We start from the raw sequence: 21,296 nt of genomic DNA on the forward strand, positions 1-21,296 counted from the left end.
AAGGGCAGGCGCATCAGCTCGTCGAACATCCCCGGCGCGCTCCAGGACGGATAGTCCTTGATCGACACCAAGCCGAGGAAGCTGCGCGGCAGATGGCCGGCCGCGGATAGCTCCACGGCCTCCTGACCAAAGCTCACCCGGCGATAGGGCAGATAGGACCCCAGGTCCTGACGCGGCAGCAGTACGGGCCGTTCCTCGCCGTTGTAGAGCGAGGACAGGAACTCCAGAGGTTCCGAGCAGGCGCCGTTGGGCGTATCATAGACGCCGAGCAGACGCGGCTCGTATTCGCCCAGAGTTGCCAGCAGGGCGTCGCGGCCCGCGTTCAACTGGGCCAGTTCATAGGCCTGACCGGCGTCCGGCGCCTGGCCGGCGCGCGTGACCCAGTTGCGCATCTGGTCCGCCAGGCCGATGCGGCCCTGAAGCGGGCGATGGACCAGGGTCAGGTAGAGGTCGTTGACGAAGAGCTGTTTGGCGCCCAACCGGTCGGCCCAGCGGTCGCCCAGGCTCTGCGAAAAGGCGTCGGGGTAGTGGCCGTCGAGGTCGATCTCGGCGCGCCGCCGCACCACGTGGTGATAGAGGGCGAAGCGCGACGTGCCGATGGCGCGCAACATGGCGTCGCGCAGGCTCTTGCGATAGTTGAGCTCGTCTGTATCCGCCGTCTCGAACAACAGGCCGCGCAGGCGGATCGTCTGCAGCAGCAGGCCGTCGCGGGTCTCCAGCGTGTGGTCATCGAGGTGGCGCGCGTAGGGGAGATGAGACCCTGCCGCCTGCTCGCGCTTCACCGTGCTCGCCCCCTGGCTCAGGGACGGTAGGAGTTGCATCGCCAGATCTTGTGGTTGCGCACGGGCGGGCACAGGCTGACCCGCGTCAGCCACAGGTCGATGATCCGCGGCTCACGCAGGCACAGCAGGACGCCGATCCCGTGAATGATCACTGCGGCGGGCAGGACCCAGACGGAGCGGAAGATGAGGAACAGCTCCGCTGCGATCACGGCGTTGATGATGAAGTAGCTGTAGGTGACGCCCGCAAACATCTGCGGGCGCGTCAGGGCCGTGAACAGAGGCGTGCGGTCAAGCTGATCCAAGGCGTCAGCCGATGACGCCGGCGGTCGAGCGGATGCCCGCCACGATGCTGGCGGCGCCGAACAGGATGAAGCAGCCCAGGATGACGACCGCGCCGTGGCGCCAATTGATCCGGCCGCTCAGCATCAGCAGGCCGACGCAGGCGACAGCGATCACCGCCACCACCGTGGCGATGGTGCCAAGCAGGGTGCCCTGCAGCCATTGGATGGCGGAGACTATGGGGCCGGAGCCTCGGGGGTCGGAGAGGGCGGATTGGGCGCGGGCGATGCCCGGAAGAAGGGACGACGTGACGCCTACAAAGACTGTCTTGCCCCAAGTCATGTCGCTCTCCCACATTCAAAAACCAACGTTTCATGGGGCGTGTTGTACTGTCAAGTGTGAAAGTATGGGCGCGGGGTTGTGTGGGCATTCATGGTCGCTCGAGCGTTGGTTCCGCGAGGTGGATCGGGCTCTTCTGGGTTGCTGTCTCCCTGACATTTTCGCACCAGAACGCCTCAATACTTTCAGGCTTGACAGTATGGGGGTGTTCTGAAAACGTTGATTTCTGAAAATTGGCGAGGCGGCATACTTGTATGCAGGAGGGCTGGCGAAACCCTGGTAGCGCCAAAGCCAGCATGTGTCGGGAGTGCGTCGCAGACATTTCCGGGGGGAATATGCGTCATCATCTCAAGGCTGTTTTGCTGGTCGTCGGCGCGCTCCTCGCCGCGCCTGCATGGGGGCAATCCGGGCCCGTGGTCGATGCGCGACAGGATGCTGAGGTCGTCTATCAGGACGCCGAAACAACGCAGAGCGTCGTCGCCGGGACTGCCCAAGGGGAGCTGAACTTCCTTGTGGACGCGGCCTCACAAGGAGTGGGGCAGGAGCCGTGGATCGCGCCGCATCTGTCGTCTTCGAACGATTTCGAGGCGGCGCGCGGTCCGTCCATGGTGCCCGAAGTCGCTTCGAGATCGGCGCAGGCGTCCACGACCTCCACCTCGGGGGATGGCGGAGAGGATCGCTTCTTTCCTACGGGAATGGTTCGAAATGGCGCGCCGGTGGACGGGAACGGCGTGGATCGCGCCACGGGAAACCATGTCTGGTCGCAGATGGATATCTCGATCGGACCGAAAGACGCGGGCGGGTTGTCCAATACGGTTCAGTACGCGGTGGGAGAGGGCTCCGTCTCTCGACCGAGGATCGACGTTCCGACCATGTATCTGAGGTACAAGACCTATATTAACACGGCCGTTCTGGCGCGTGTCACCTATGGCTCCCACAAGAACGATTTCCGGCCGACGGGCGTGGCCGGCGCACCCTGGGTTCCTGACGAAGCGGACGGGGCCAGTTTCGAGGCGGTCAACGTCGCGCCCGCCGGACAGACTGCGGTTTACGAATACGTCTATACGACGCGCGATGGCGTCAGGGTTGTCTTTGGCAACCTGCGCAGCGGTCAGCTTGTCGAAAACATCGGCGCCTATGATTACCGAGTTTCGAGGATCCCGCTCAGGGTCGAAAAGCCCGACGGCGAGATCATCCACTATGAGCATCGTTACAACGAATATGGTCCTGGCGTCGCCCACGTCAGGTTCGTGAAGAGCAACTACGGCTACCAGTTTACATTCGGCTATCATGCGTCCGGATTCACGGGCGACCTGAGTCAGGAGGGCTATAAGAGATTCCGGGCGATCGCGAGCATCGACGCGATGAACAATGTGCTGGATCAATGCAGCGACGTCCTGGCGGCCTGCGCGGGCAGCTCAGGAGCGATATGGCCCTCCACGACCTATAGCTATCCGTCGCATGATCCTGACGGCGACGATACTCAGGTCAGCGATTCGGCATTGGTGGGAACGCGATTCCGCGAGCATCACTTGAACATTGTTGAGCCCGGCATTCCCGGAGCCTTCAATCCCCGAAGCGGTCTGAGCATCTGGCTTCACGGCAACGCCGGTACGACGCCAGATATCTGGATGCGGCCCGCCGTCGCAGGTGGCGAGCCTGGCGCGCTCGTTGCGACGATCAGAAATCAGGATGTCGTTACTGACTATTCCTGGATCACTTCCGAACAGTACGGCGACGAAGGCGGCATCTATGGCGTGAAATGGATCGGTGAGAGCCGCAATCCCAACAAGCCCGGTGAGTTCGTCACGACCATCACCAACCGCGGTGACGGCTTCGAACCGCGCAAGCTGGAGATGGTGAACGTCTCCGGCCAGAAGACCTACTATCGCTACGATAGCGCCTGGCGGTTGATCCAGACGGTGAATCCGGAGGGCGACAGCCTCATCAACACCCTGGACGATCGGGGCAATATCCTGAGCACGACAGCGACGCCCAAGCCGGGCAGCGGCCTGTCGCCGGTCACGATGATGACGGCCTATTATCCGCCGACCTGCGTCAATCCCAAGACATGCAACAAGCCGGAATGGGTGCGCGACGCCAATAACGCCCAGACAGACTATACCTATGATCCGGTCCATGGCGGGGTGCTCACGGAAACCCGGCCAGCGGACGCCAACGGCGTTCGGCCTCAGACGCGCTATACTTATGCCCCCCTCTACGCCTGGTACAGGAACGCGACCGGGCAGATCGTCCAGGCGGCGACGCCGATCTGGAAGCTGACGATGGTTTCGACCTGCCGGACCTTGATGTCCTGCGCAGGCACGGCGGACGAGGTGAAGACCGTGACCGCCTATCAGCAGGGCGGGCCGGGCGTCGGCTCCAACCTGATGCCGGTTTCGGTGACGATGACGACCGGCGATGGCGGCCTCAGCGCAACGACGACAACCCACTATGACGCCATCGGCAATGTGACGGCGATAGACGGGCCTCTGCCGGGGGCGGGGGATACGGTTCGCTATCGCTATGATATCGGGCGCCGGCTGGTGGGCACCATCCAGCCTGACCCTGACGGCAGCGGTCCGGTGCGCGCAGTCGCTGAGCGGCGGGCTTTCAATGCGATGGCGCTACCCAGCACGGTGGAAAAGGGTACGGTCGCCGGCGCGTCTGACGCCGATTGGAGCGCCCTGGCTGTCAGCTCAACGCTGGCGATCAGCTATGATCAGAACCGTCGCAAGGCGATTGAAAAGACCTCTGCCGATGGCGTCGCCTATGCATTGACGCAGTACAGCTATGACGCCGCCGGGCGACCGGAGTGCGTGGCCACGCGCATGAATCCATCGACCTACCTTGGCCTGCCAGCTTCGGCTTGCACCTTGGGCGCGGCGGCCCTGTTTGGCGAGGATCGGATCACGCGTAGCATCTATGATCTGTCTGGCCGGCTGGTCGAGTTGCAGCGCGGTGTGGGCACATCGCTGCAGCAGGCTTATGCGAAATATACTTGGTCGCCCAACGATAAGCGGACCAGCGTGACGGACGCCAACGGCAACAGGGCGTCGATGACCTATGACGGTTTTGATCGTCAGATCGCCTGGAATTTCCCGTCGATGACGACGCCGGGGCAGGTCAGTGCGACGGACTACGAGGCCTACGGCTATGACGTTAAGGGCAACCGGACGAGCCTGAGAAAGCGCGACGGTCGCACGATCACCTATACCTATGACGCCCTGAACCGGCTGACGTCCAAGATCATCCCTGATGGCAGCGGCCTGCCAGTTTCGGCGACGCGGGACGTCTATTACGGCTATGATCTGCGCGGGCTTCAGCTTTACGCTCGCTTTGACGGTCCGGCGGGCGAAGGCGTGACCAATGTCTGGGACGGTCTGGGGCGGCTGGCCTCATCGACTACGACCATGAGCGGTTTTTCTGCGGTCCTGGGGCACCAGTACGATCCCAGTGGCGCGCGGATCGGCCTGACCCACCCGGACGGCCAGAGCGTGGCCTACGCCCGCGACGCTCTGGGACGCATCTCGACCGCCTCCATGAACGCGGCGCTGTTGTTCCGGCCGCGGTATGACGAAATGGGGCGGGTCACGTCGCTGGATCGCCGCAACGGCGGTAGTTGGGCCTCGCCGACCGCCTATGGCTATGACGGCGTGTCGCGCGTCACATCGCTGGGGCACGATCTTGCGGGAACGGCCCATGATGTCACGACCAGCTTCGCCTACAATCCGGCCAGCCAGGTAGTCAGTCGGACGCAAACGAACGACGTCTATCGCTTCACCGACCACGTCAACGTCAGCCGTGCCTATGCGGTCAATGGCCTGAACCAGTACACCTCGGCGGGACCGGCCAGCTTCACCTATGACGCCAACGGCAACCTGACGTCGGACGGCTCGGACGGCGCCTACGTCTATGATGTGGAGAACCGGCTGATCAGTGGCCCGGGCGGGGCCAGCCTGATCTGGGATCCGCTGGGCCGCCTGTTCCAGAGCTCGAGCAGCAGCCGCTCAGCGACCCGCTACCTTTACGACGGCGACAAGCTGACGGCGGAGTACGATGACGCTGGCAACATGCTACGCCGCTATGTTCATGCTGATGGGGCAGACACGCCCCTGGTATGGTACGAAGGCGCCGGCGTGACCGCGCCGCAGTATCTCTACGCCGACCATCAGGGCTCGATCGTGGCTCGCGCCGACACGGCCGGCGTGGTGGCCGGGATCAACGCCTACGACGAGTATGGCATCCCAAACGCCGCCAACACCGGTCGCTTCCAGTACACCGGCCAAGCCTGGCTGCCAGAACTGGGCATGTATCACTACAAGGCCCGCATCTATTCCCCGACCCTGGGCCGCTTCCTTCAAACCGATCCGGTCGGTTACCAAGACCAGGTCAACCTCTACGCCTATGTTGGGAATGATCCGGTCAATAGGACTGATCCGACTGGGCTGGCGGGGTGTGGTGCTTCTTCTTCTGTTGGGCGAGATGCTCTTACAAGATCTCAGTGCGATGCGTGGAAAGAGAAGCAAAATCAAGGTCTAAGAGATATTGCTGCCACTAGATCTGCCCTATCTGCATGGAAGCGAAACCCAAACAGCGCTGCGGGGCGGCGGTTTGCTTCTGCAATGCGTGGTGCATTTGGAGATGGCGCGCTTAGTAATGGAAATATCAATAAATTGAATAAGGTTATGGATAATTTGGAGGCGTTTTACCGGGACCCAGGAACTGCGAGGGGGGGTAACCATGACGTATATGTCGCCACCAATTGGAGCGATGGGGGGACGATCCGTGGAGGGCAAGTTTCTTTTGGTAGCCGATACTTTGAACGCCCTAGTTCTGGAGATTATTCGCGCAGAGCTTCATTGCACGAGCCGCTTCATCTTTTTGGTATCGGGGACCGTTCCGCAGAACGACCTGGTCACGGATTCTATCCAGTGGCAGGGTCCGACTGGGACCAATGGTATGCTCGCACAAATCCGCGTGGTGCTGCCAACAATGCAGACAACTGGGCGTGCTTGATGGCGCAATCTTGTGGAGGTTTCTGATGCGCTGGTCAGCCGTTGCTCTCGCTGCGCTTGCCGTCGCAAGCTGCATCCGTACCGAGGGTGTCAATCTTGATGAAGTCGAGGTCTCTTTGTTATCCGCCCGTGCGATAGGGTGTGATGCGGTTTGCAGCAGCATTTTGGTCGAGATTGTCGTCAAAAATGACAACCAAGAGCCGGTCTGCTTCTCCTCGCGGTATCTGACTAGTGTTCTTGGGTCGGTAGTTATCTCCGAGCTAGGGCAGAAGGATACCGATGGATTTCTCACAAATTTTCCACCTGTGGAGGAATTTCCCGATAACCCGGATCGGCCCGGTCCTTTTGTCGGGGTGCTTAGGGCGGAACCGAATATTTATGTCGCTCCGCGCCAGAAAGTGCGTTTTGAGGCCGCAGCCTTCGATAGTTTCCGTATTCCTCGAGATCGCGCACTGAGGGCGACGCTCGGCATGTATGTCTACCCTTGTGAAGGAAAGGGCTTTCGCCGTTTCTCACCTTCAGTTCCACTTCAAGCTGGGGTGCCAAATCACCTTGACAAAAATTCTGTTTGAAGCGGTCGGGCGGGGCATATGTGTATGACGCCGAGGCTCGTCTGATCAATGTTCCGAACGTAGCGGTGCTGCCGAAATGGGGGCTAGGCAGGCTTTCGATGTGGGCGATTCCTCAACGACAGTCTGCCGAGTTTCAAAAATGCATAAGCGAATCAGCGGGGGTTAAGCTTTGAGGGTATCAATAGCAATGAAAGCTGCGGCGGTGTTCTTCGGAATCGTGGTTGCCGCAGGGCCCGCGCATGCCGTGCCATCGCACACCGGGTGGGCGAACATTACAACCTTGTCGGGCGGCTGGCATGAGGCTCACCTGCGCGTTATTGTAAATGGTTCAGTCCAAAATCCGGATCAGTGTACACATGCTGACGGATATATCGTTGAGGCGGGACTGCCTGGCGCGCAACTGCTCCAGTCGATGCTGATCACCGCCTACGCTACGGGCGCCGATGTCCTGTTCACCATCGACGGCTGCGTTCTCGGCAGGCCTAAAGTTATTGGTGTCGATATTCGCAAGCCGACAGGTCTGTCGTGAGCAGCTCGGGAGTCGCGCGGGGGTTTCTAGTCTTCATGGGGCTGGCTCTTGCCTTTCCAGCGGCGGCCCAGACATCGCAGACCCTGGTCTATGACGCGCTCGGACGCCTTACTGAGGTCCAGACCGTGCCGGGCTCTGGGGCGGCCCGGGCTTCTCGTTACGCGTATGACGCTGCCGGCAATCGCACGGCGCGTGTGGTGACTGGCGGGGAGCCAGGGCAAGGGCCCGCGTCCCGCGTCATCGTTGTACCGCTCAACGGGTTCACGATCATTCCCATCGGGGCCTCTCCAGCAAGCAGTTCAAACCGGGCGCTGACGTCGGCGCCGCCCATTGTTCAGGAGCTCCCCTATGAAGCTGGTCCAGCGCGCGATGGTCGCTAGGTATCGGATGATTGTGGCCCTCGCAGCGGTCACTGCATTTGCGGTGCCAGCCATGGCCAGCCAAGCGTCAATGGGAACCGTCTATGGCGTCATGGCACATGACACCGGAAACGCCTTCTTCTACCAGACAGGAACGCGGACAACGCGGCCTACCTGTGCAACTGAAGACCGCTGGGTGTTCGGTATCGCCACGCCGACGGGGCAGGCCATGATGGCGACGCTGCTTACGGCTTATGCGACGGGGCGCAATGTCACGATCCAGGGCACGGGCGTTTGTTCGGTCTGGCCTGACACAGAGACCGTCCAAAGCATCGTGGCCTGGTGAGGCGGCGGCCAGGCTGGCGAGACGTTCATCCCACGCGTGTTTGCGGAGGGGGCTCGCGAGGGGACGATTGGCTCAGCACGCAGAAGTAGCAGCGTGCAGCATTACTACTAAGCTTTTAACGCTCTGTGGGGGGCTTTAAGATGGGCGGAATTCGGTTGGGCGGCATCGCCCTGAGTGTGTGCAGCTTCAGCGTCGTTGCGGCTTTGCCTAATGACGCTTTGGCCCAGACCGAAAACTATGGCTACGACGCGCTTGGCCGACTCGTCAGCGTCAATCGCTCGGACGGCACGGCGGCCAGTTACGCTTATGACCCTGCCGGCAATCGGTCGCAGGTCGTCGTGTTGGCCTCTTCGGTCACGCCCGCTGGCTTCGACCTGGGGAACCCTGTCAGTGCGGCTTCAGGCGCCTGGGCCGTTTCCGCCGCACCGGTGATCACAGGAATTACCTCTCCTGTGGCGGTCTCTATATCCGGGGGGCAATATCGCATCAACGGCGGGGCTTGGACGACGGCGAGCGGGACGATTTCGGCAGGGCAGACGATCCAAGTTCAGGTCCAGGCGCCGGCTACGGGCGGCGCCAGCCAGGCGGCCACCCTGACTGTCGGCGGGGTCTCGGACAGCTTCCAGGTCACGGCCCTCGGCGACATTGATCCCGATGCGCCAACCTTCCAGGATATCGTCATTCATTCGAACGAGCCGGATGTCGCTTGGGTCGGCACCGAGAGCCTGATCACCGGCATCAACCAGCCTGTGGTCCTGCGCATCGAGCGCTATGGCTATAGCGGCAACCTCGACGGCGCGTGGATCGACTATCAGGTGTTTGACACCTCCAACACCATGATCGACAGCGGCAGCTTTGACGTCACGGGCTCTGACCCCAACGACCTTCGCTATCGCGACATCACTGTCCAGAATGGCTACCGGGTCAAATATTTCGCCCGTGGCGCCACCAACAGCGGCGCCCGCTCTGCGACATGGGGACTGCTCGTGTGGCGAATGACCGGTACACAGGTTGTCTGGAGCCAGAAAAACGTCAGCGTCACCGTTGATGCCGATAACAATCACAATGTCGCGGACTACACTCTCGATCCGGTCAACTGGTCAAACCTTTCGGAGACTTCGTCCTCGACCAATTTTGTCACCGGCGGGGCGGGGGCGCCTCTCACTGGCATCAATCGCAACATCAACCTTCGCGCTACGATCACTGGCCTGAGCGGCAATCTGTCCGCGGGGTCGCGCCTCGAAATGTGGGTGAACGGCGTGTTCCGTTACCATTCGACCAACCTCGGTAACGGGTCGTGGGCAGGCGGTGATTTCGCGCCCGGTGAGAATGTGCAGTTCGTGGCTCGTGCAGTTTCAACTGACGGTGCGCAACGTTCCGGCAGCTACACTGTCACGGTCCAGAATATCACGACCGGCCAGACCGTGGACACGTTCAGCGTGACACAGGCGGCGGCCGCGCCGGACTACACGCCTGACGCTTTCAGCGACTTCACGGATCAGAACGCCGTGACAGATGCCCCCACGATCTGGTTTGGGCCCGCCCAGACCATCACAGGCATCAACCGTCCCATCACGTTGAGGGTCGAGCGCTATAATTACAGCGGAAACTTCAACGAGATCTACGTCAGCGTCTACCGCGATAGCGGCGCAGGCTGGGTCCGCCAAGGGGAGTTCGATCCTCGAAATACAGCGGGCTACCAGTATGTCGATTTCACGGTGAACAACGGCGACAAGATTCACTATGCCGTCGATGCGCGCACCCATGAAGGGCGCAAGACCGGGTCGATGAACATGGTGGTCTGGAACCTGTCCCAACCGGGAGGCTCGGTCCAGCTGTCCAGCCGCAACGTCAACATGACGGTCGATAACGACAACAACTATCCTATCCGCAATGTGGCACCGATTGACTGGGATAACGGTGCATTCGAGACCAACGGCAATACCGGTGCGGGAGCGACGAGCTACCGCGCCATCACCGGGATCGAGGCCGACATCACGATCCGGGCGGACATCCAGAACATCACCGGCCAAGGCTACAATCTGGCGGACGGCGGGAATTTCTACATCGTGAGCGCAACCCGCGGCAACCTGGCTTCGAAGCCGTGGCGTGATGGAGGATCGCTGTCCGCTGTGGTTCAGCCCGGGGAGCAGATCCGCTTCTACACGGATGCATTCACCAGCCAGGGGCGAAAGCAGTTCGGCTTCGATGTGCAGGTCTACAACGCCACGACCGGCGCTCACCTCGACCATCATTATCAAAGCGGCGTCCTCGACGCCGACAACAACTACAATATTGGGGGCAATATCGCGGCGACTGACTGGCCGGCTGTGAGTGTATGGTGGAATTCGAACAACGGCTCCAGCCCCAGTCCGAACTATATAACGGGTGCGGCTCGCACGATAAGCGGGCTGGCTTCTGGCCAAACTGCGACACTTTCGCTGTCAGGGACCGTTAGCGGCGATTCCTCAGCCTTGCTGGCAATCAACGTAGTCAAGAATGGCGTTGATCAAGGTCAGAAACTCTATTCGCCAGCCCACTCGACCAATGTTGATGCGAGCTACGCACCTATCACCGTCCAAAATGGGGATCAGATAGCGTTCAAGGTAATCGTAAACGGCGACCTAGCGGGCCAATTCAACCCGTCCGTTTTCCAAGGCAAGGAGATGGACGTCACGGTCCATGCCGCCCCCGGCGGGATCATTGATACCTTTAGCGCATCTGGCAGTTACAGCGACACCTACGGCAACTGCGGTAGGTTTGAGATATGTGAGGTTTATTGACGGGCTTTGCTAGATGCAGCCGACGCTCATGGTGAGCATTGAAAAAAACTCACTATGCCGTCGCTGCGCTTACTCTTGAAGAGGGCGGGGCTCGGTGTCGGTTACGGCTATGACCCGCCTGGCAATCGGCCGTAGGTCGTGGCGACTGGTTAGTCGTAGATGGACACTGATCCCGCGCCGGAGGCGCGGATATCCGCATGTCAACGGATTGTCGCTCCAACGGTCCGGTGGTTCCGGCAGCCACGTTGGAGGTTAAGCGGGAATATCCCTAGTGCCGCTTATGCTTTGGTGAGCGGTGCGGGCTCCCGCACCCAAGCATTCTAAAAGCCCCGCACCCAACCGCGGGGCTTTTTGCTGTCCGCCTGCTCCGGGGCGAAGAGAGCCCGACATGAACTGTCACGCGCGACCGAGTGCAGGGCATTGGAAGTTCATCTGTCCTTGTCCTGCCTTGGAGCCTACAAAGGCTTGCGGTCGTCAGCAGGTTCTCCCGTGTCTCCTATGCGAAATCGCTATCTGGCCGGGCTGGTGCTTTGCCTCGCAGGCGTATTGGTCCCAATAGCGGCGTGCGCAGCGGACGACGCGCTCCGGCGCTTCGAGGTCGTCGCCCAGCCGCTGGATCAGGCGCTGGCGGCTTTCTCGATCTCGACCGGGTTGCAGATGCTCTATGACAGCTCGCTCGCGGCCGGTCGGCGATCGTCTCCGGTTGCCGGGGAAATGCAGCCGCGCGAGGCCCTGGCCTTGATGCTGGCAGGCACAGGGTTGACGGCGCGGTTCACGTCGGGCGGCGCCGTGGTGATCTATGCGGGGTCCACCTCGGCGGTGACGCTGAATCCGATCACGGCCACGGCGGCGCCGGTGGTCGGCCGGTCGAGGGCGAGCGCCGAGGCGCGGGCCTATGCCGAGGCGGTGCAGCGACAGACGATTGAGGCCTTGCGTCAAGATGCGGTGCTGTCGGGCGGCGACTACGCCTTGAGTATGCGCCTGTGGGTGAACGAGGACGGCGTGGCGCGACGAGTCGAGGTTCTGAACGGGTCGGGGCAGGCCGGGCGCGACGCGGACTTCCTGGCCCTGACCTCGACCCTAAGGTTCCCGGCGCCGCCGCCGGACTTGCCGCAACCGATGCGGATCGAGTTTCGCGTCCGTCAGCGTCACTGACATATCAGCGTCACCGTACTGTCGTCGGTGGCAGTCTAGGGAGGCGGGGTTCCAGCGGCTTTGACGGCTCGACCTCCATCCATGACGCGAAACTGGCTCCTTGGCGCGATGACCTCGGCGGCCCTGCACGGCGGGGCGGCGGCTGTCCTGCTGGCGTCCTCGGCGATCCCGCAGGGCATGGCGACGCCCGAGGCCCAGCCGCACGCGATCAATATCGAACTGATCGACACGGCTCGCCCACATAGCGGCGACAGCGACCGGACCGAAATGCAGTCCATCGCAAGCGAGGCCGTCAGCGCGCCGGCAGAGGCGCAGGCGCCGTCCGCCACCGGCATTGCAGTCGCCGCTCCCGCTCGGTCCGCCAGCGGCGGCGAGGCGGCCATGCCGGCGGCGGCGCCCGATCCCGGCGCGGTGTCCGACTATTATCGCCGGGTCGAGAGTCATCTGGCCCGCTTTCATGCCTATCCCGCCACGCTGACCGGCGCGCGTCCGACCGGAGTGGTGCGGGTCGGGTTGATCGTTCAACGCGACGGGCGGGTCATGGACGCATGGATCGAGACGAGTTCGGGGGTCGTGCCGCTCGATGAGGCGGCCCTTCAGACGCTGAAGCGCGCAGAGCCCCTGCCGGGCCTGCCCGCGACCCTGCCGGGCGCGATCGACCTGATCGTGCCGCTGCGCTACGCCGCCTCCACGCGAGGCGCCGGCGTGCGGGTCGGCGAATGAGCCTGCGGTCATGGTGACGGATGCGGCCGCGCGTCTGCGGGGGCATCTGGTCGAGAAGTACGAGACCCTGCTGAGCGGTCTCAGCGCGCGGCTTGGCTCGCGCGAGCAGGCGCGCGACGCGCTGCAGGACGCCTATGTGAAGCTGTCGAGCAGCGGACCGCAGGACGAGGTGCGCCATCCGACCGCCTATCTGTTCCGCATGGCGCTGAACATCGCGGCCAATGCGCGGCGACGCGATCGTCGATTGCTGGGCTTTGACGAGGTCGCGGCCCTGCTGGACGTGCCGGACGAGGCGCCGGATCCCGCGACCGTGGCCGAGGCGCGGTCGGATCTGGCGACGGTCAAGGCGGCGATGGCGCGGATGTCCACGCGGCGTCTGGCCATCTGCACCGCCGCCTGGCTGGACGGCCTGTCGACGGCCGAGATCGCCGAACGACACGGCATGGCCCAGCGCACGGTCCAGCATGAGCTGAAGCTGGCGACCGAGGCCTTGCAGAAGAATTTGGCTCAACCCAAGGTCATATCCTTGCGCCGTTCCGAAGATGGCGTGTCATGAACTACAGGGGCGCCTCAGAGGCCGGACATGAGCGGCGAGATCAGGACGTGAGCGACGCGGTCGTCGAACAGGCCCAGGCCTGGGTGCGCCGCCTGATGTCAGGCGAGGCGACGCAGGACGACGCCCTGGACCTGGCCGTCTGGCGTCAGGCGGACGCGCGTCACGAGCGGGCCTTCGTTCAGGCGGCGCGCTTGCACAAGGCGGCGCGACAGGCGGCGGCTGACCTGCGCGGCGCGCAGGCGAGGCAACCGGCGACGGCCCGACGGGGCCTGAGCCGCCGCATGGTGGTGGGCGGCGCCATCGCCGCCTCGGCCGCCGGCGTGGCCGTCATCGCGGAGCGGTCGGGGACGACGCGCTTTGCGCCTGCGCCCGCCGACTTCACCACGGCCAAGGGCGAGACGCGGCGCGTCGAACTGGCGGCGGGCGTCTCGGTCGAGCTGAACACCCTGACGCGGATCGCCATGCGGCCCCAGGCGGGCGAGGGCGCCTTTGAACTGCTGACGGGGGAGGCGGTCGTCACCGTCGATCGGCCCGCCGCGCCCCTGTCGATCTTCGCCCAGGACGGCGAGACCACGGCCTCGCAGGCGCGGCTGGCGCTGCGCTGTCTGGACGGTCAGGTGCGGGTTTCCTGTCTGGAAGGCGCCGCTCAGGTGCGCTCGGCGGGACAGGCGGCGGCCCTGCCGGCGCAGCACAGCGTCACCTATGACCAGAAGCAGATGCAGGCCCCCACGGCTATCGATCCGGAGGCCGAGGCGGCCTGGCGACGCGGCCTTCTGGTCTTCCGTGATCAGCGCCTCGGCGACGTGATCGAGGAAATCAATCGCTATCGGACCGGACGCATCGTCATCGCCGATCCGCGCCTGAGAAACCGTCGCGTCAACGGCGCCTTCCACACCGATCGCATCGATCAGGTCATCGATCAGATGCGCCTGGCCTATGGGGTTCGGGCCACGCGCCTGCCCGGCGATGTTGTCCTCGTGGCCTGACGAAACAGCACATAAGCGACTGAGAAACGTCGCGAAATCTTCACGCTAAATCTTTGCGCCTGTGTCGGGCGCACGTGTCTCTCCCCTGACGACCAAGTGCGGGGCGTCGGTCGCCTCAGCGGCCGTCGCGTCACGGGGGATTGATGCTGGATTACAAGAGACATTGCGCGCTGAGAGGCGCGGCGAGCGCCCTCGCGCTGGCCGCTGTTCTGGCTGTTCACGCCTCGCCCGCGGCGGCGCAGGACGCGACCAGTTTCGAGGTTCGCGCCTTTCAGGTGAAGGGCAACACCGTCCTGCCGCCCGAGGCGGTGGAACGGGCGGTCTATCCCTTCATGGGGCCGGGCCGGACCTCCGACGACGTGGAGGCGGCGCGGGCCGCGCTTCAGGCGGCCTATGAGGCGCGCGGCTTCATCGCCGTGTCGGTCTTCATTCCCGAGCAGTCGGTCGAGGGCGGCGTCCTGATGCTGGAGGTGGCCGAGCAGGCCATCGGTCAGGTGCTGGTCGAGGGAGCGAAGAACCCCGAGGCCGTGCGCGCCCAGGCGCCCTCGCTGACGCCGGGCCAGACGCCGAACCTGCCGGACTTCCAGCGCGACGTGGTGGCGCTGAACCAGAACCCGTCGCGACGGGTGACGCCGGAACTGCGCGCGGGCGTGGCGCCCGGCACTTTGGATGTGGTGCTGGCGGTCGAGGAAAGCTCGCCCTGGCATGGTTCGCTGGAGCTGAACAACTATTCCAGCGCCTCGACGACCCAGCTGCGGACGGCGGCGACGCTGCGTCACGACAATATGTGGGGCCGCGGCGACAGCCTCAGCCTGTCGGCCCAGACGGCGCCCGAACGGACCACGGACGGCACCGTCTATTCCGGCAACTACATGATGCGTCTGGGCGTGGGCACGCAACTGCTGGCCTATGCCGTCCATTCGGACAGCGACATCGCCGTGGTCGGCGGCACCAATGTCATCGGCAAGGGCGATCTGGCGGGTCTGCGCCTGATCCGCGCCCTGGGCGGCGGCGACGGCTTCTATCATTCGCTGACGCTCGGCTTCGACTGGAAGAGCTTCAAGGAAGACGTGATCCTGGGCTCGGATCGTGCCGCCGCGCCGATCGAGTACTTCCCGCTGATGGCCTCGTGGCGCGGCGACTGGAGCGGCGAGGCGCGACGCAGCGACCTGACCTTCAGCGGCGTCCTGGGCGTGCGCGGTCTGGGCGACGACAAGTGGGCCTTTGACGCCAAGCGCTACAACGCCCGCCCCAGCTTCTTCACGGTCAAGGTCGACGCCTCGCACACCGAGGAGGTGGTCCACGACCTGCAACTGATGGCCAGGGTCTCGGCCCAGTGGACCGACCGTCCGCTGATCTCCAACGAGCAGTTCGGCATCGGCGGCTCGAGCACGGTCCGCGCCTATCGCGAGAGCGAGGCCATGGGCGACTACGGTCTGGCCACCCAGCTGGAGCTGCGTTCGCCGCCGCTGCTGGCCGACTGGCCGGGCGTGGATGAACTGCGCCTCTACGGATTCTGGGACGCTGGCTTCGTCGGTATCCACGACCCGCTGCCGGGTCAGAAGGGCGAGAACCTTCTGATGAGCGCCGGCCTCGGCGGGCGGCTGCGCCTCTTCCGCTACCTCAACGGGGCCGTCGATGTCGGCACGCCCCTGATCACCATGCCGGGCCGCGACGCGGGCCTGGTTTCCGTTCGCTTCCGCATCTGGGGGGAATTCTGATGGCTTTGACGATGACCAAGAAGGGGCTGCTCGGCGGCCTCGCCGCCGCCGTGCTGATCGGGGCTGCGGCTCCGGCGGCCGCGGCGGGCTGGTGGCAGGCGGACTACGCCTATCGCACCAAGATCAACCTGAACGCCCAGGCGGCGGGCGTGACCGGCGAGGTGGCCCGCGCCCCCGTCCTGATCCGTCTGCACACAGGCAATTTCGACTTCGCCGACGTCAAGGCCGACGGCTCGGACCTGCGCTTCGTGGCGGGCGACGACCGCACGCCTCTGGCCTTCCACATCGAGAAATGGGCGCCTGCCGAGCAGCAGGCCCTGGTCTGGGTCGATGTGTCGAACCTGAAGCCGGGCGCCGCCTCGGCCATCTACGCCTACTACGGCAACGAGAAAGCTGAAGCCGGTCAGAACGCCGCCGGGACCTTCGGCGCCGACTACAAACTGGTCTGGCACTTCGACGGCGCCGGCGCGCCGCAGGACGCCACCTCCAACGGCCTGAACGGCGTCGGCGGCGAGGGTCGCAATACGGGCGGCCTGATCGGTCAGAGCCTGACGCTGGACGGCGCCGCCGCCGTGTCGGTCCCGGCCGAAGCCTTCGCTCAGGGCCCGGTCTCGGTCAGCTTCTGGGTCAAGCCCGGCTCGGACGGTCAACTGCTGGGCCTGCCGGGCCTCAGCCTGATCTCGGAAGGCGCGACCCTGTTCCTCGACGCCGCCGGTCAGCGCAGCGCGGGCACCGCGCTTCCGGCCGGAACCTGGGCGCATGTCGCTCTGGTCAACGACGGCCAGAAGTCGACCCTCTTCGTCAACGGCCAGCCGGCCGGCGAGGTGGCCGGCGCGCTGTCGGCTGGTCCCGCCGTTCTGGGTCAGGGCTTCGCCGGCGAGATCGATGAGTTCCGCGTAGCGGGCGTGGCCCTGCCGCAGGCCGCCTTCCAACTGGCGGCCGCCAGCGAAGGGCAGGGCGCCAAGCTGCTGACCTTCGACACGGCCGAGCAGACCGAGAGCGGCGGCCACAACTATTTCGGCATCCTGTTCAAGGCCCTGACGGTCGACGCCTGGGTGGTCATCATCATCCTGGGCTTCATGCTGGCCCTGGCCATCTGGGTCATGATCTCCAAGGGGCTGACGCTGGGCCGCACCACGCGCGCCAACGAAGAGTTCCTGGACGTCTATCGCCAGTCGGCCCGCGCCTCGAACGGCCATGACGGGCTCGGCGCCCTGCCGCCGGCCCTGAGCGAGAACTCGCCGCTGGCGCGTCTCTATCAGATCGGCCGCCACGAGCTGGGCATGCGTCTGGCCGAGGGCAAGGCGTCCGGCAGCCGCTTCGCCATTCGTCCGCAGTCGATCGCGGCCATCCGCTCGGCCCTGGACGCCGGTCAGGTGCGCGAGAGCCAGAAACTGAACAAGTGGATGGTGCTGCTGACCATCGCCATCTCGGGCGGTCCCTTCATCGGCCTGCTGGGCACGGTTCTGGGCGTCATGATCACCTTCGCCTCGGTGGCGGCGGCGGGCGAGGTCAACATCAACGCCATCGCCCCCGGCATCGCCGCGGCCCTGCTGGCCACCGTCGCCGGTCTGGCCGTCGCGATCCCCGCCCTGTTTGGCTACAACTACCTGTTGAGCCGGGTCGAGGACGTCACCGCCGACAACCAGATCTTCGTCGACGAGCTGGAAAAGCGCATCGCCGAAACCTGGCAGGACACCCCCGTCGCCGCCCTCGCGGCGGAATAGGGGAGCGCTGATCCATGCAGGTTCAGGGCAAGAAACCCTATAACGAGATCAACATCACGCCCTTGGTCGACCTGACCTTCGTGCTGCTGATCATCTTCATCCTGCTGACCACGGCGGCGGTGCAGGGCATCCAGGTCGACCTGCCGTCGGCCTCGTCGTCCCAGGTGCTGGACCAGCCCAAGTCGCGGGTCATCGCGGTCGCCAACGACGGCACGGTGTCGATCGACGCCGTCCCCGTCTCGATGGCCGAGCTGGAGCAGGAACTGCGCGCCTCCATCGCCTCGACACCGGATCTGCCGGTGATCCTGCGCGGCGACCGGGCGGTGCAGTACGACCAGATCATGCAGGTGCTGGACCTGTGCTCCAAGGTCGGCGTCGGCAGCCTGGGCATGGCCTCGACCCGCCCGCCCGGCGGGGGAGTCTGAGCGCCATGACCTACGCCTTCATGGCGGATGATCCGCCGCCGCCGCGTCGACGCAGGATCAACTGGCCGGTGATCGGGGCGGTGGCGGTTCTCGCCGTCGTCCTGGCCGCCACCTTCCTGCGGCCCGCCTCGGTCAGCGAGCGCCAGCGCGAGGACAAGACGGTGCGGGTGGTCCTGCCGCCCCCGCCGCCTCCGCCCCCGCCGCCCGAGGTGGCGCAGGAGAAGCCGCCCGAGCCGAGCCCGACCCCGATGGATCAACCCGTCGAGGATACGCCGCCGCCGCCGGACGCACCGTCCGAGCCGACGGTAGGGGACAGCGCCCTGACGGCCCGCGAAGGGGCTGGCCCGTCTAACTACGGCCTGGCGCGCGGCGACGGCTCGGGCACCCGCATCGGCGGGCGTCCGGGCGGCGGCGACGGCGGTTTCGGCGCCTATGGCGAACTGACCCGCCGCGAGGTGACCCAGGCGGTTCAGGGCGAGCGCGACCTCAGCCGGGGCCGCTACTCCGCCCAGATGGCCGTCACGGTCGACGCCGAGGGCCGGATCACCTCGGTCCGCCTGCTGCGCGGCACCGGCGACGCCCGCCGCGACGCGGCCCTGCAACGCGCCCTGACCGGCCTGAAGCTTTCCCGCCGCCCGCCCGACGGCCTGCCTGTCATGCGTATCGAACTGAACGCCCGAAGCGGCGCCTGACCTCCCTGGGGATTACCGAAATGAACCGTCCTAACCGCCTGAAACCGGCCCTTATGGCCTGCGCCGCGGGCCTCAGCCTGCTGGCCGCCCAGCCGGCCTTCGCCCAGACCGTCGACTCCACGAAACTGCTGGAGCTGATGGTCGCCAAGGGCCTGGTCACCCGCGAGGAGGCCGACGGCCTGCTGGCCCAAGCCACCGTGGCGCCGACCCCGACGCCGATCCCGGCCGGCGGCGTGGCCAACGGGGTGCAGACCATCCCCTATATCCCGCAGGTCGTCCGCGATCAGATCAAGGAAGAACTGCGCGCCGAGCTGGGCACGCAGGCTCAGGCGCAAGGCTGGTCGGCGCCCGGCCAGACGCCGGAATGGACGCGCGGCATCACCCTGTCGGGTGATGTCCGGGTGCGCGGCGAAGGCGTCTTCATGGACAAGAACAACGCCGACATCTTCGTCGACTATGGCGCGATCAACGGCGGTTCCGGCCAGAACATCAACGACAAGACGCCGGGCTATGTCGGTCCGCCCTACCTCAACACCCTGGAAGACCGTCAGCGCGCCCGCATCCGCGCCCGCTTCGGTCTGAAGGCCCAGATCGACAGCTGGATCTCGGCGGAGGTGCGCGTCGCCACCGGCAATGACACCTCGCCGGTCTCGACCAACCAGACGCTGGGCGGCGGGGACGAGTTCGGCAAGTACGCCCTGTGGCTGGACCGCGCATCCATTCGCCTGACGCCGGTTCAGGATGTGGCCCTGGACTTCGGCCGCTTCGCCAATCCGTTCTGGACCGGCGACCTGATCTTCGACGACGACATCAACTTCGACGGCGTGGCCGTGTCGGCGCGCCATGCCCTGAACCCGGCGTTCGCTGTCTTCGGGACCGCCGGCGCCTTCCCCATCTTCAACACTGACCTGAACTTCGGCTCGCGCAATGCGCCGGAAGGCAAGGGCGGGCCGTTCGAGAGCCGCGACAAGTACCTGCTGGCCGCCCAGCTGGGTCTGGATTGGACGCCGCGCGACGACGTTCGGGTGCGTGCTGCCGTCGGCTATTTCAACTTCGACGGCGTCGAGGGCGAGGTCTCCAAGCCCTGCCAGTTCTACGAAACCGTCTGCGACACCGATCCGACCCGTCCGCAGTTTCAGCAGTTCGGCAACACCATGTTCCCGATCCGCAATGTGGTGGCCGATCCGCTGAACCCGATCACCAGCCCCGAGAACCAGTATTTCGGCCTGGCCTCGGCCTATGAGGTGCTGAACGTCCGCGCCAGCCTGGACTTCAACGCCATCGACGGCGTCGGCTTCCGCGTCGAGGGCGACTATGTCGAGAACCTGGGCGTGGACGACGCCCTGATGCGTCTGCGCGCGGTCAACAACCTCGGCCCGTCGACCACCATCCCGGACCCGACCAACACCAACGGCACCATCACCCTGCCGGGAAGCTGGGACGGCGGCTCGTCGGGCTGGTCGCTGAAGCTGACGGCGGGTCGGCTGGACCTGGCTTCGCGCGGTGACTGGAACGTTCACGCCGGCTATCGCCGTCTGGAATCCGACGCGGTTCTGGACGCCTTCACCGACAGCGACTTCCACCTGGGCGGGACCAACTCGCAGGGCTGGATGGTCGGCGGCGCCTATGCCTTCGGCAAGAACACCGCGGTCAGTGCCCGCTGGCTGTCGGCCGAGGAGATCGCCGGCGCGCCCCTGTCGGCGGATCGCCTGCTGATCGACCTACTGACCCGGTTCTGATCCGCGCCATGACGACGGTTTCCGCCTTGCGCACCGCCCTTCGCCCCGTTGCCTTCGACGGGTTGAGGGGCCGTGCCCGGACGGTGGCCGTCGTCAGGCGCACCCCGTTCGTCGTCTGGCCCGGTTCACGCCGGTTCCGGGGTGAGGCGACGTGGGCGGGCCGCCCTGGCATATCCCCTGTCACAGCGGCCCGCCTTCTTCTTGCGCTGTCTCTGCTGCTTCCAGCCCCGGCGCTGGCCCGGCAGACCCCGCCTGCGCCGCCGTCCGCTAACCTGTGCGTTCAGGTGGATGTCGGCGGCGACCGCGCCGGTCATCTGGACTGCGCGGCCGAGGCCCTGCAACGCGCCGCGCGTCTGGCCCAGAGCCAGGCCCGCGCCGCCTTCGAGGCGCCGGCGCCCGATGCGCGCTCGTCCGACCTGAGCGTCGGCGTTGTCAGCCAGACCGCAGTGCGCCAGCGCCTCGGCGCCAATTTCGGCCTGTCCGTCCATCCCCAGCGTCCCGTCCGGCCCGCGCCGACGCCGCGACCGGGAGGACAGCCATGAGCCGCTTCGCCCTTTTCCTTTTC

At 65.0% G+C, this 21,296-nt stretch carries 18 protein-coding genes and 1 pseudogene; 16 read left to right on the forward strand and 3 right to left on the reverse strand.

Features of this window, described 5'->3' with window-relative positions:
- The 3 genes and pseudogenes from ACIQTU_RS05935 to ACIQTU_RS05945 all read right to left on the reverse strand — a co-directional run.
- A pseudogene (locus ACIQTU_RS05935) lies at positions 1 to 821 on the reverse strand (VirB4 family type IV secretion/conjugal transfer ATPase); the annotation flags it as partial.
- On the reverse strand, positions 800 to 1,084 hold the full coding sequence (locus ACIQTU_RS05940; RefSeq protein ID WP_400543809.1) for a type IV secretion system protein VirB3: 285 nt from the start codon (positions 1,082 to 1,084) through the stop codon (positions 800 to 802). The pseudogene ACIQTU_RS05935 and the gene ACIQTU_RS05940, both read right to left, overlap by 22 nt.
- 4 nt (positions 1,085 to 1,088) lie before the next feature.
- Positions 1,089 to 1,403, reverse strand: coding sequence for a TrbC/VirB2 family protein (locus ACIQTU_RS05945; RefSeq protein ID WP_400543812.1), 315 nt, complete (start codon positions 1,401 to 1,403; stop codon positions 1,089 to 1,091).
- 332 nt (positions 1,404 to 1,735) lie between these two features.
- Here ACIQTU_RS05945 and ACIQTU_RS05950 point away from each other — a divergent pair, with 332 nt between their 5' ends.
- The 16 genes from ACIQTU_RS05950 to ACIQTU_RS06025 all read left to right on the forward strand — a co-directional run bounded on the left by ACIQTU_RS05950 (position 1,736) and on the right by ACIQTU_RS06025 (position 21,273).
- Complete coding sequence (locus tag ACIQTU_RS05950; protein ID WP_400543815.1) at positions 1,736 to 6,445, forward strand: RHS repeat domain-containing protein; 4,710 nt, start codon at positions 1,736 to 1,738, stop codon at positions 6,443 to 6,445.
- A complete protein-coding gene (locus ACIQTU_RS05955) occupies positions 6,445 to 6,990 on the forward strand; it encodes a hypothetical protein (protein ID WP_400543818.1) in 546 nt (181 codons plus the stop codon). The genes ACIQTU_RS05950 and ACIQTU_RS05955 overlap by 1 nt, the downstream gene beginning before the upstream one ends.
- A gap of 187 nt (positions 6,991 to 7,177) precedes the next feature.
- Positions 7,178 to 7,519 carry a hypothetical protein gene (locus ACIQTU_RS05960; protein ID WP_400543821.1) on the forward strand — a complete coding sequence of 114 codons (342 nt, stop codon included), beginning with the start codon at positions 7,178 to 7,180 and terminating at the stop codon, positions 7,517 to 7,519.
- 35 nt (positions 7,520 to 7,554) lie between these two features.
- Entirely contained in the window at positions 7,555 to 7,899 is a 345-nt protein-coding gene (locus ACIQTU_RS05965; RefSeq protein WP_400543824.1) for an RHS repeat domain-containing protein, read from the forward strand.
- Positions 7,868 to 8,224 carry a hypothetical protein gene (locus ACIQTU_RS05970; RefSeq protein WP_400543827.1) on the forward strand — a complete coding sequence of 119 codons (357 nt, stop codon included), beginning with the start codon at positions 7,868 to 7,870 and terminating at the stop codon, positions 8,222 to 8,224. The genes ACIQTU_RS05965 and ACIQTU_RS05970 overlap by 32 nt, the downstream gene beginning before the upstream one ends.
- A gap of 155 nt (positions 8,225 to 8,379) precedes the next feature.
- Positions 8,380 to 11,007: a hypothetical protein gene (locus ACIQTU_RS05975; protein ID WP_400543830.1), complete on the forward strand. Its 2,628-nt coding sequence runs from the start codon at positions 8,380 to 8,382 to the stop codon at positions 11,005 to 11,007.
- A 498-nt stretch (positions 11,008 to 11,505) separates the two neighbouring features.
- A complete protein-coding gene (locus ACIQTU_RS05980) occupies positions 11,506 to 12,162 on the forward strand; it encodes an STN domain-containing protein (RefSeq protein ID WP_400543833.1) in 657 nt (218 codons plus the stop codon).
- Between the two features lie 81 nt (positions 12,163 to 12,243).
- A complete protein-coding gene (locus ACIQTU_RS05985) occupies positions 12,244 to 12,885 on the forward strand; it encodes an energy transducer TonB (protein ID WP_400543836.1) in 642 nt (213 codons plus the stop codon).
- 10 nt (positions 12,886 to 12,895) lie between these two features.
- A complete protein-coding gene (locus tag ACIQTU_RS05990) occupies positions 12,896 to 13,441 on the forward strand; it encodes an RNA polymerase sigma factor (RefSeq protein WP_400543839.1) in 546 nt (181 codons plus the stop codon).
- 47 nt (positions 13,442 to 13,488) lie between these two features.
- Positions 13,489 to 14,427, forward strand: a complete 939-nt coding sequence (locus ACIQTU_RS05995) for a FecR family protein (protein WP_400543842.1) — start codon at positions 13,489 to 13,491, stop codon at positions 14,425 to 14,427.
- A gap of 143 nt (positions 14,428 to 14,570) precedes the next feature.
- On the forward strand, positions 14,571 to 16,148 hold the full coding sequence (locus ACIQTU_RS06000; protein WP_400543845.1) for a ShlB/FhaC/HecB family hemolysin secretion/activation protein: 1,578 nt from the start codon (positions 14,571 to 14,573) through the stop codon (positions 16,146 to 16,148).
- Positions 16,148 to 17,875: a DUF2341 domain-containing protein gene (locus tag ACIQTU_RS06005; RefSeq protein WP_400543847.1), complete on the forward strand. Its 1,728-nt coding sequence runs from the start codon at positions 16,148 to 16,150 to the stop codon at positions 17,873 to 17,875. The genes ACIQTU_RS06000 and ACIQTU_RS06005 overlap by 1 nt, the downstream gene beginning before the upstream one ends.
- A gap of 14 nt (positions 17,876 to 17,889) precedes the next feature.
- A complete protein-coding gene (locus ACIQTU_RS06010) occupies positions 17,890 to 18,300 on the forward strand; it encodes an ExbD/TolR family protein (RefSeq protein ID WP_400543850.1) in 411 nt (136 codons plus the stop codon).
- Positions 18,301 to 18,305: 5 nt separating this feature from the next.
- The gene (locus tag ACIQTU_RS06015) at positions 18,306 to 18,992 is read left to right on the forward strand and encodes a TonB C-terminal domain-containing protein (RefSeq protein ID WP_400543853.1); all 687 of its coding nucleotides are present in this window, start codon (positions 18,306 to 18,308) and stop codon (positions 18,990 to 18,992) included.
- A gap of 20 nt (positions 18,993 to 19,012) precedes the next feature.
- A complete protein-coding gene (locus tag ACIQTU_RS06020; protein ID WP_400543856.1) occupies positions 19,013 to 20,731 on the forward strand; it encodes a putative porin in 1,719 nt (572 codons plus the stop codon).
- Positions 20,732 to 20,739: 8 nt separating this feature from the next.
- Complete coding sequence (locus tag ACIQTU_RS06025; protein ID WP_400543859.1) at positions 20,740 to 21,273, forward strand: hypothetical protein; 534 nt, start codon at positions 20,740 to 20,742, stop codon at positions 21,271 to 21,273.
- Positions 21,274 to 21,296: the final 23 nt, after the last annotated feature.

The organism is Brevundimonas sp. NPDC090276 (genome assembly GCF_044772165.1).
Lineage (GTDB): Bacteria > Pseudomonadota > Alphaproteobacteria > Caulobacterales > Caulobacteraceae > Brevundimonas.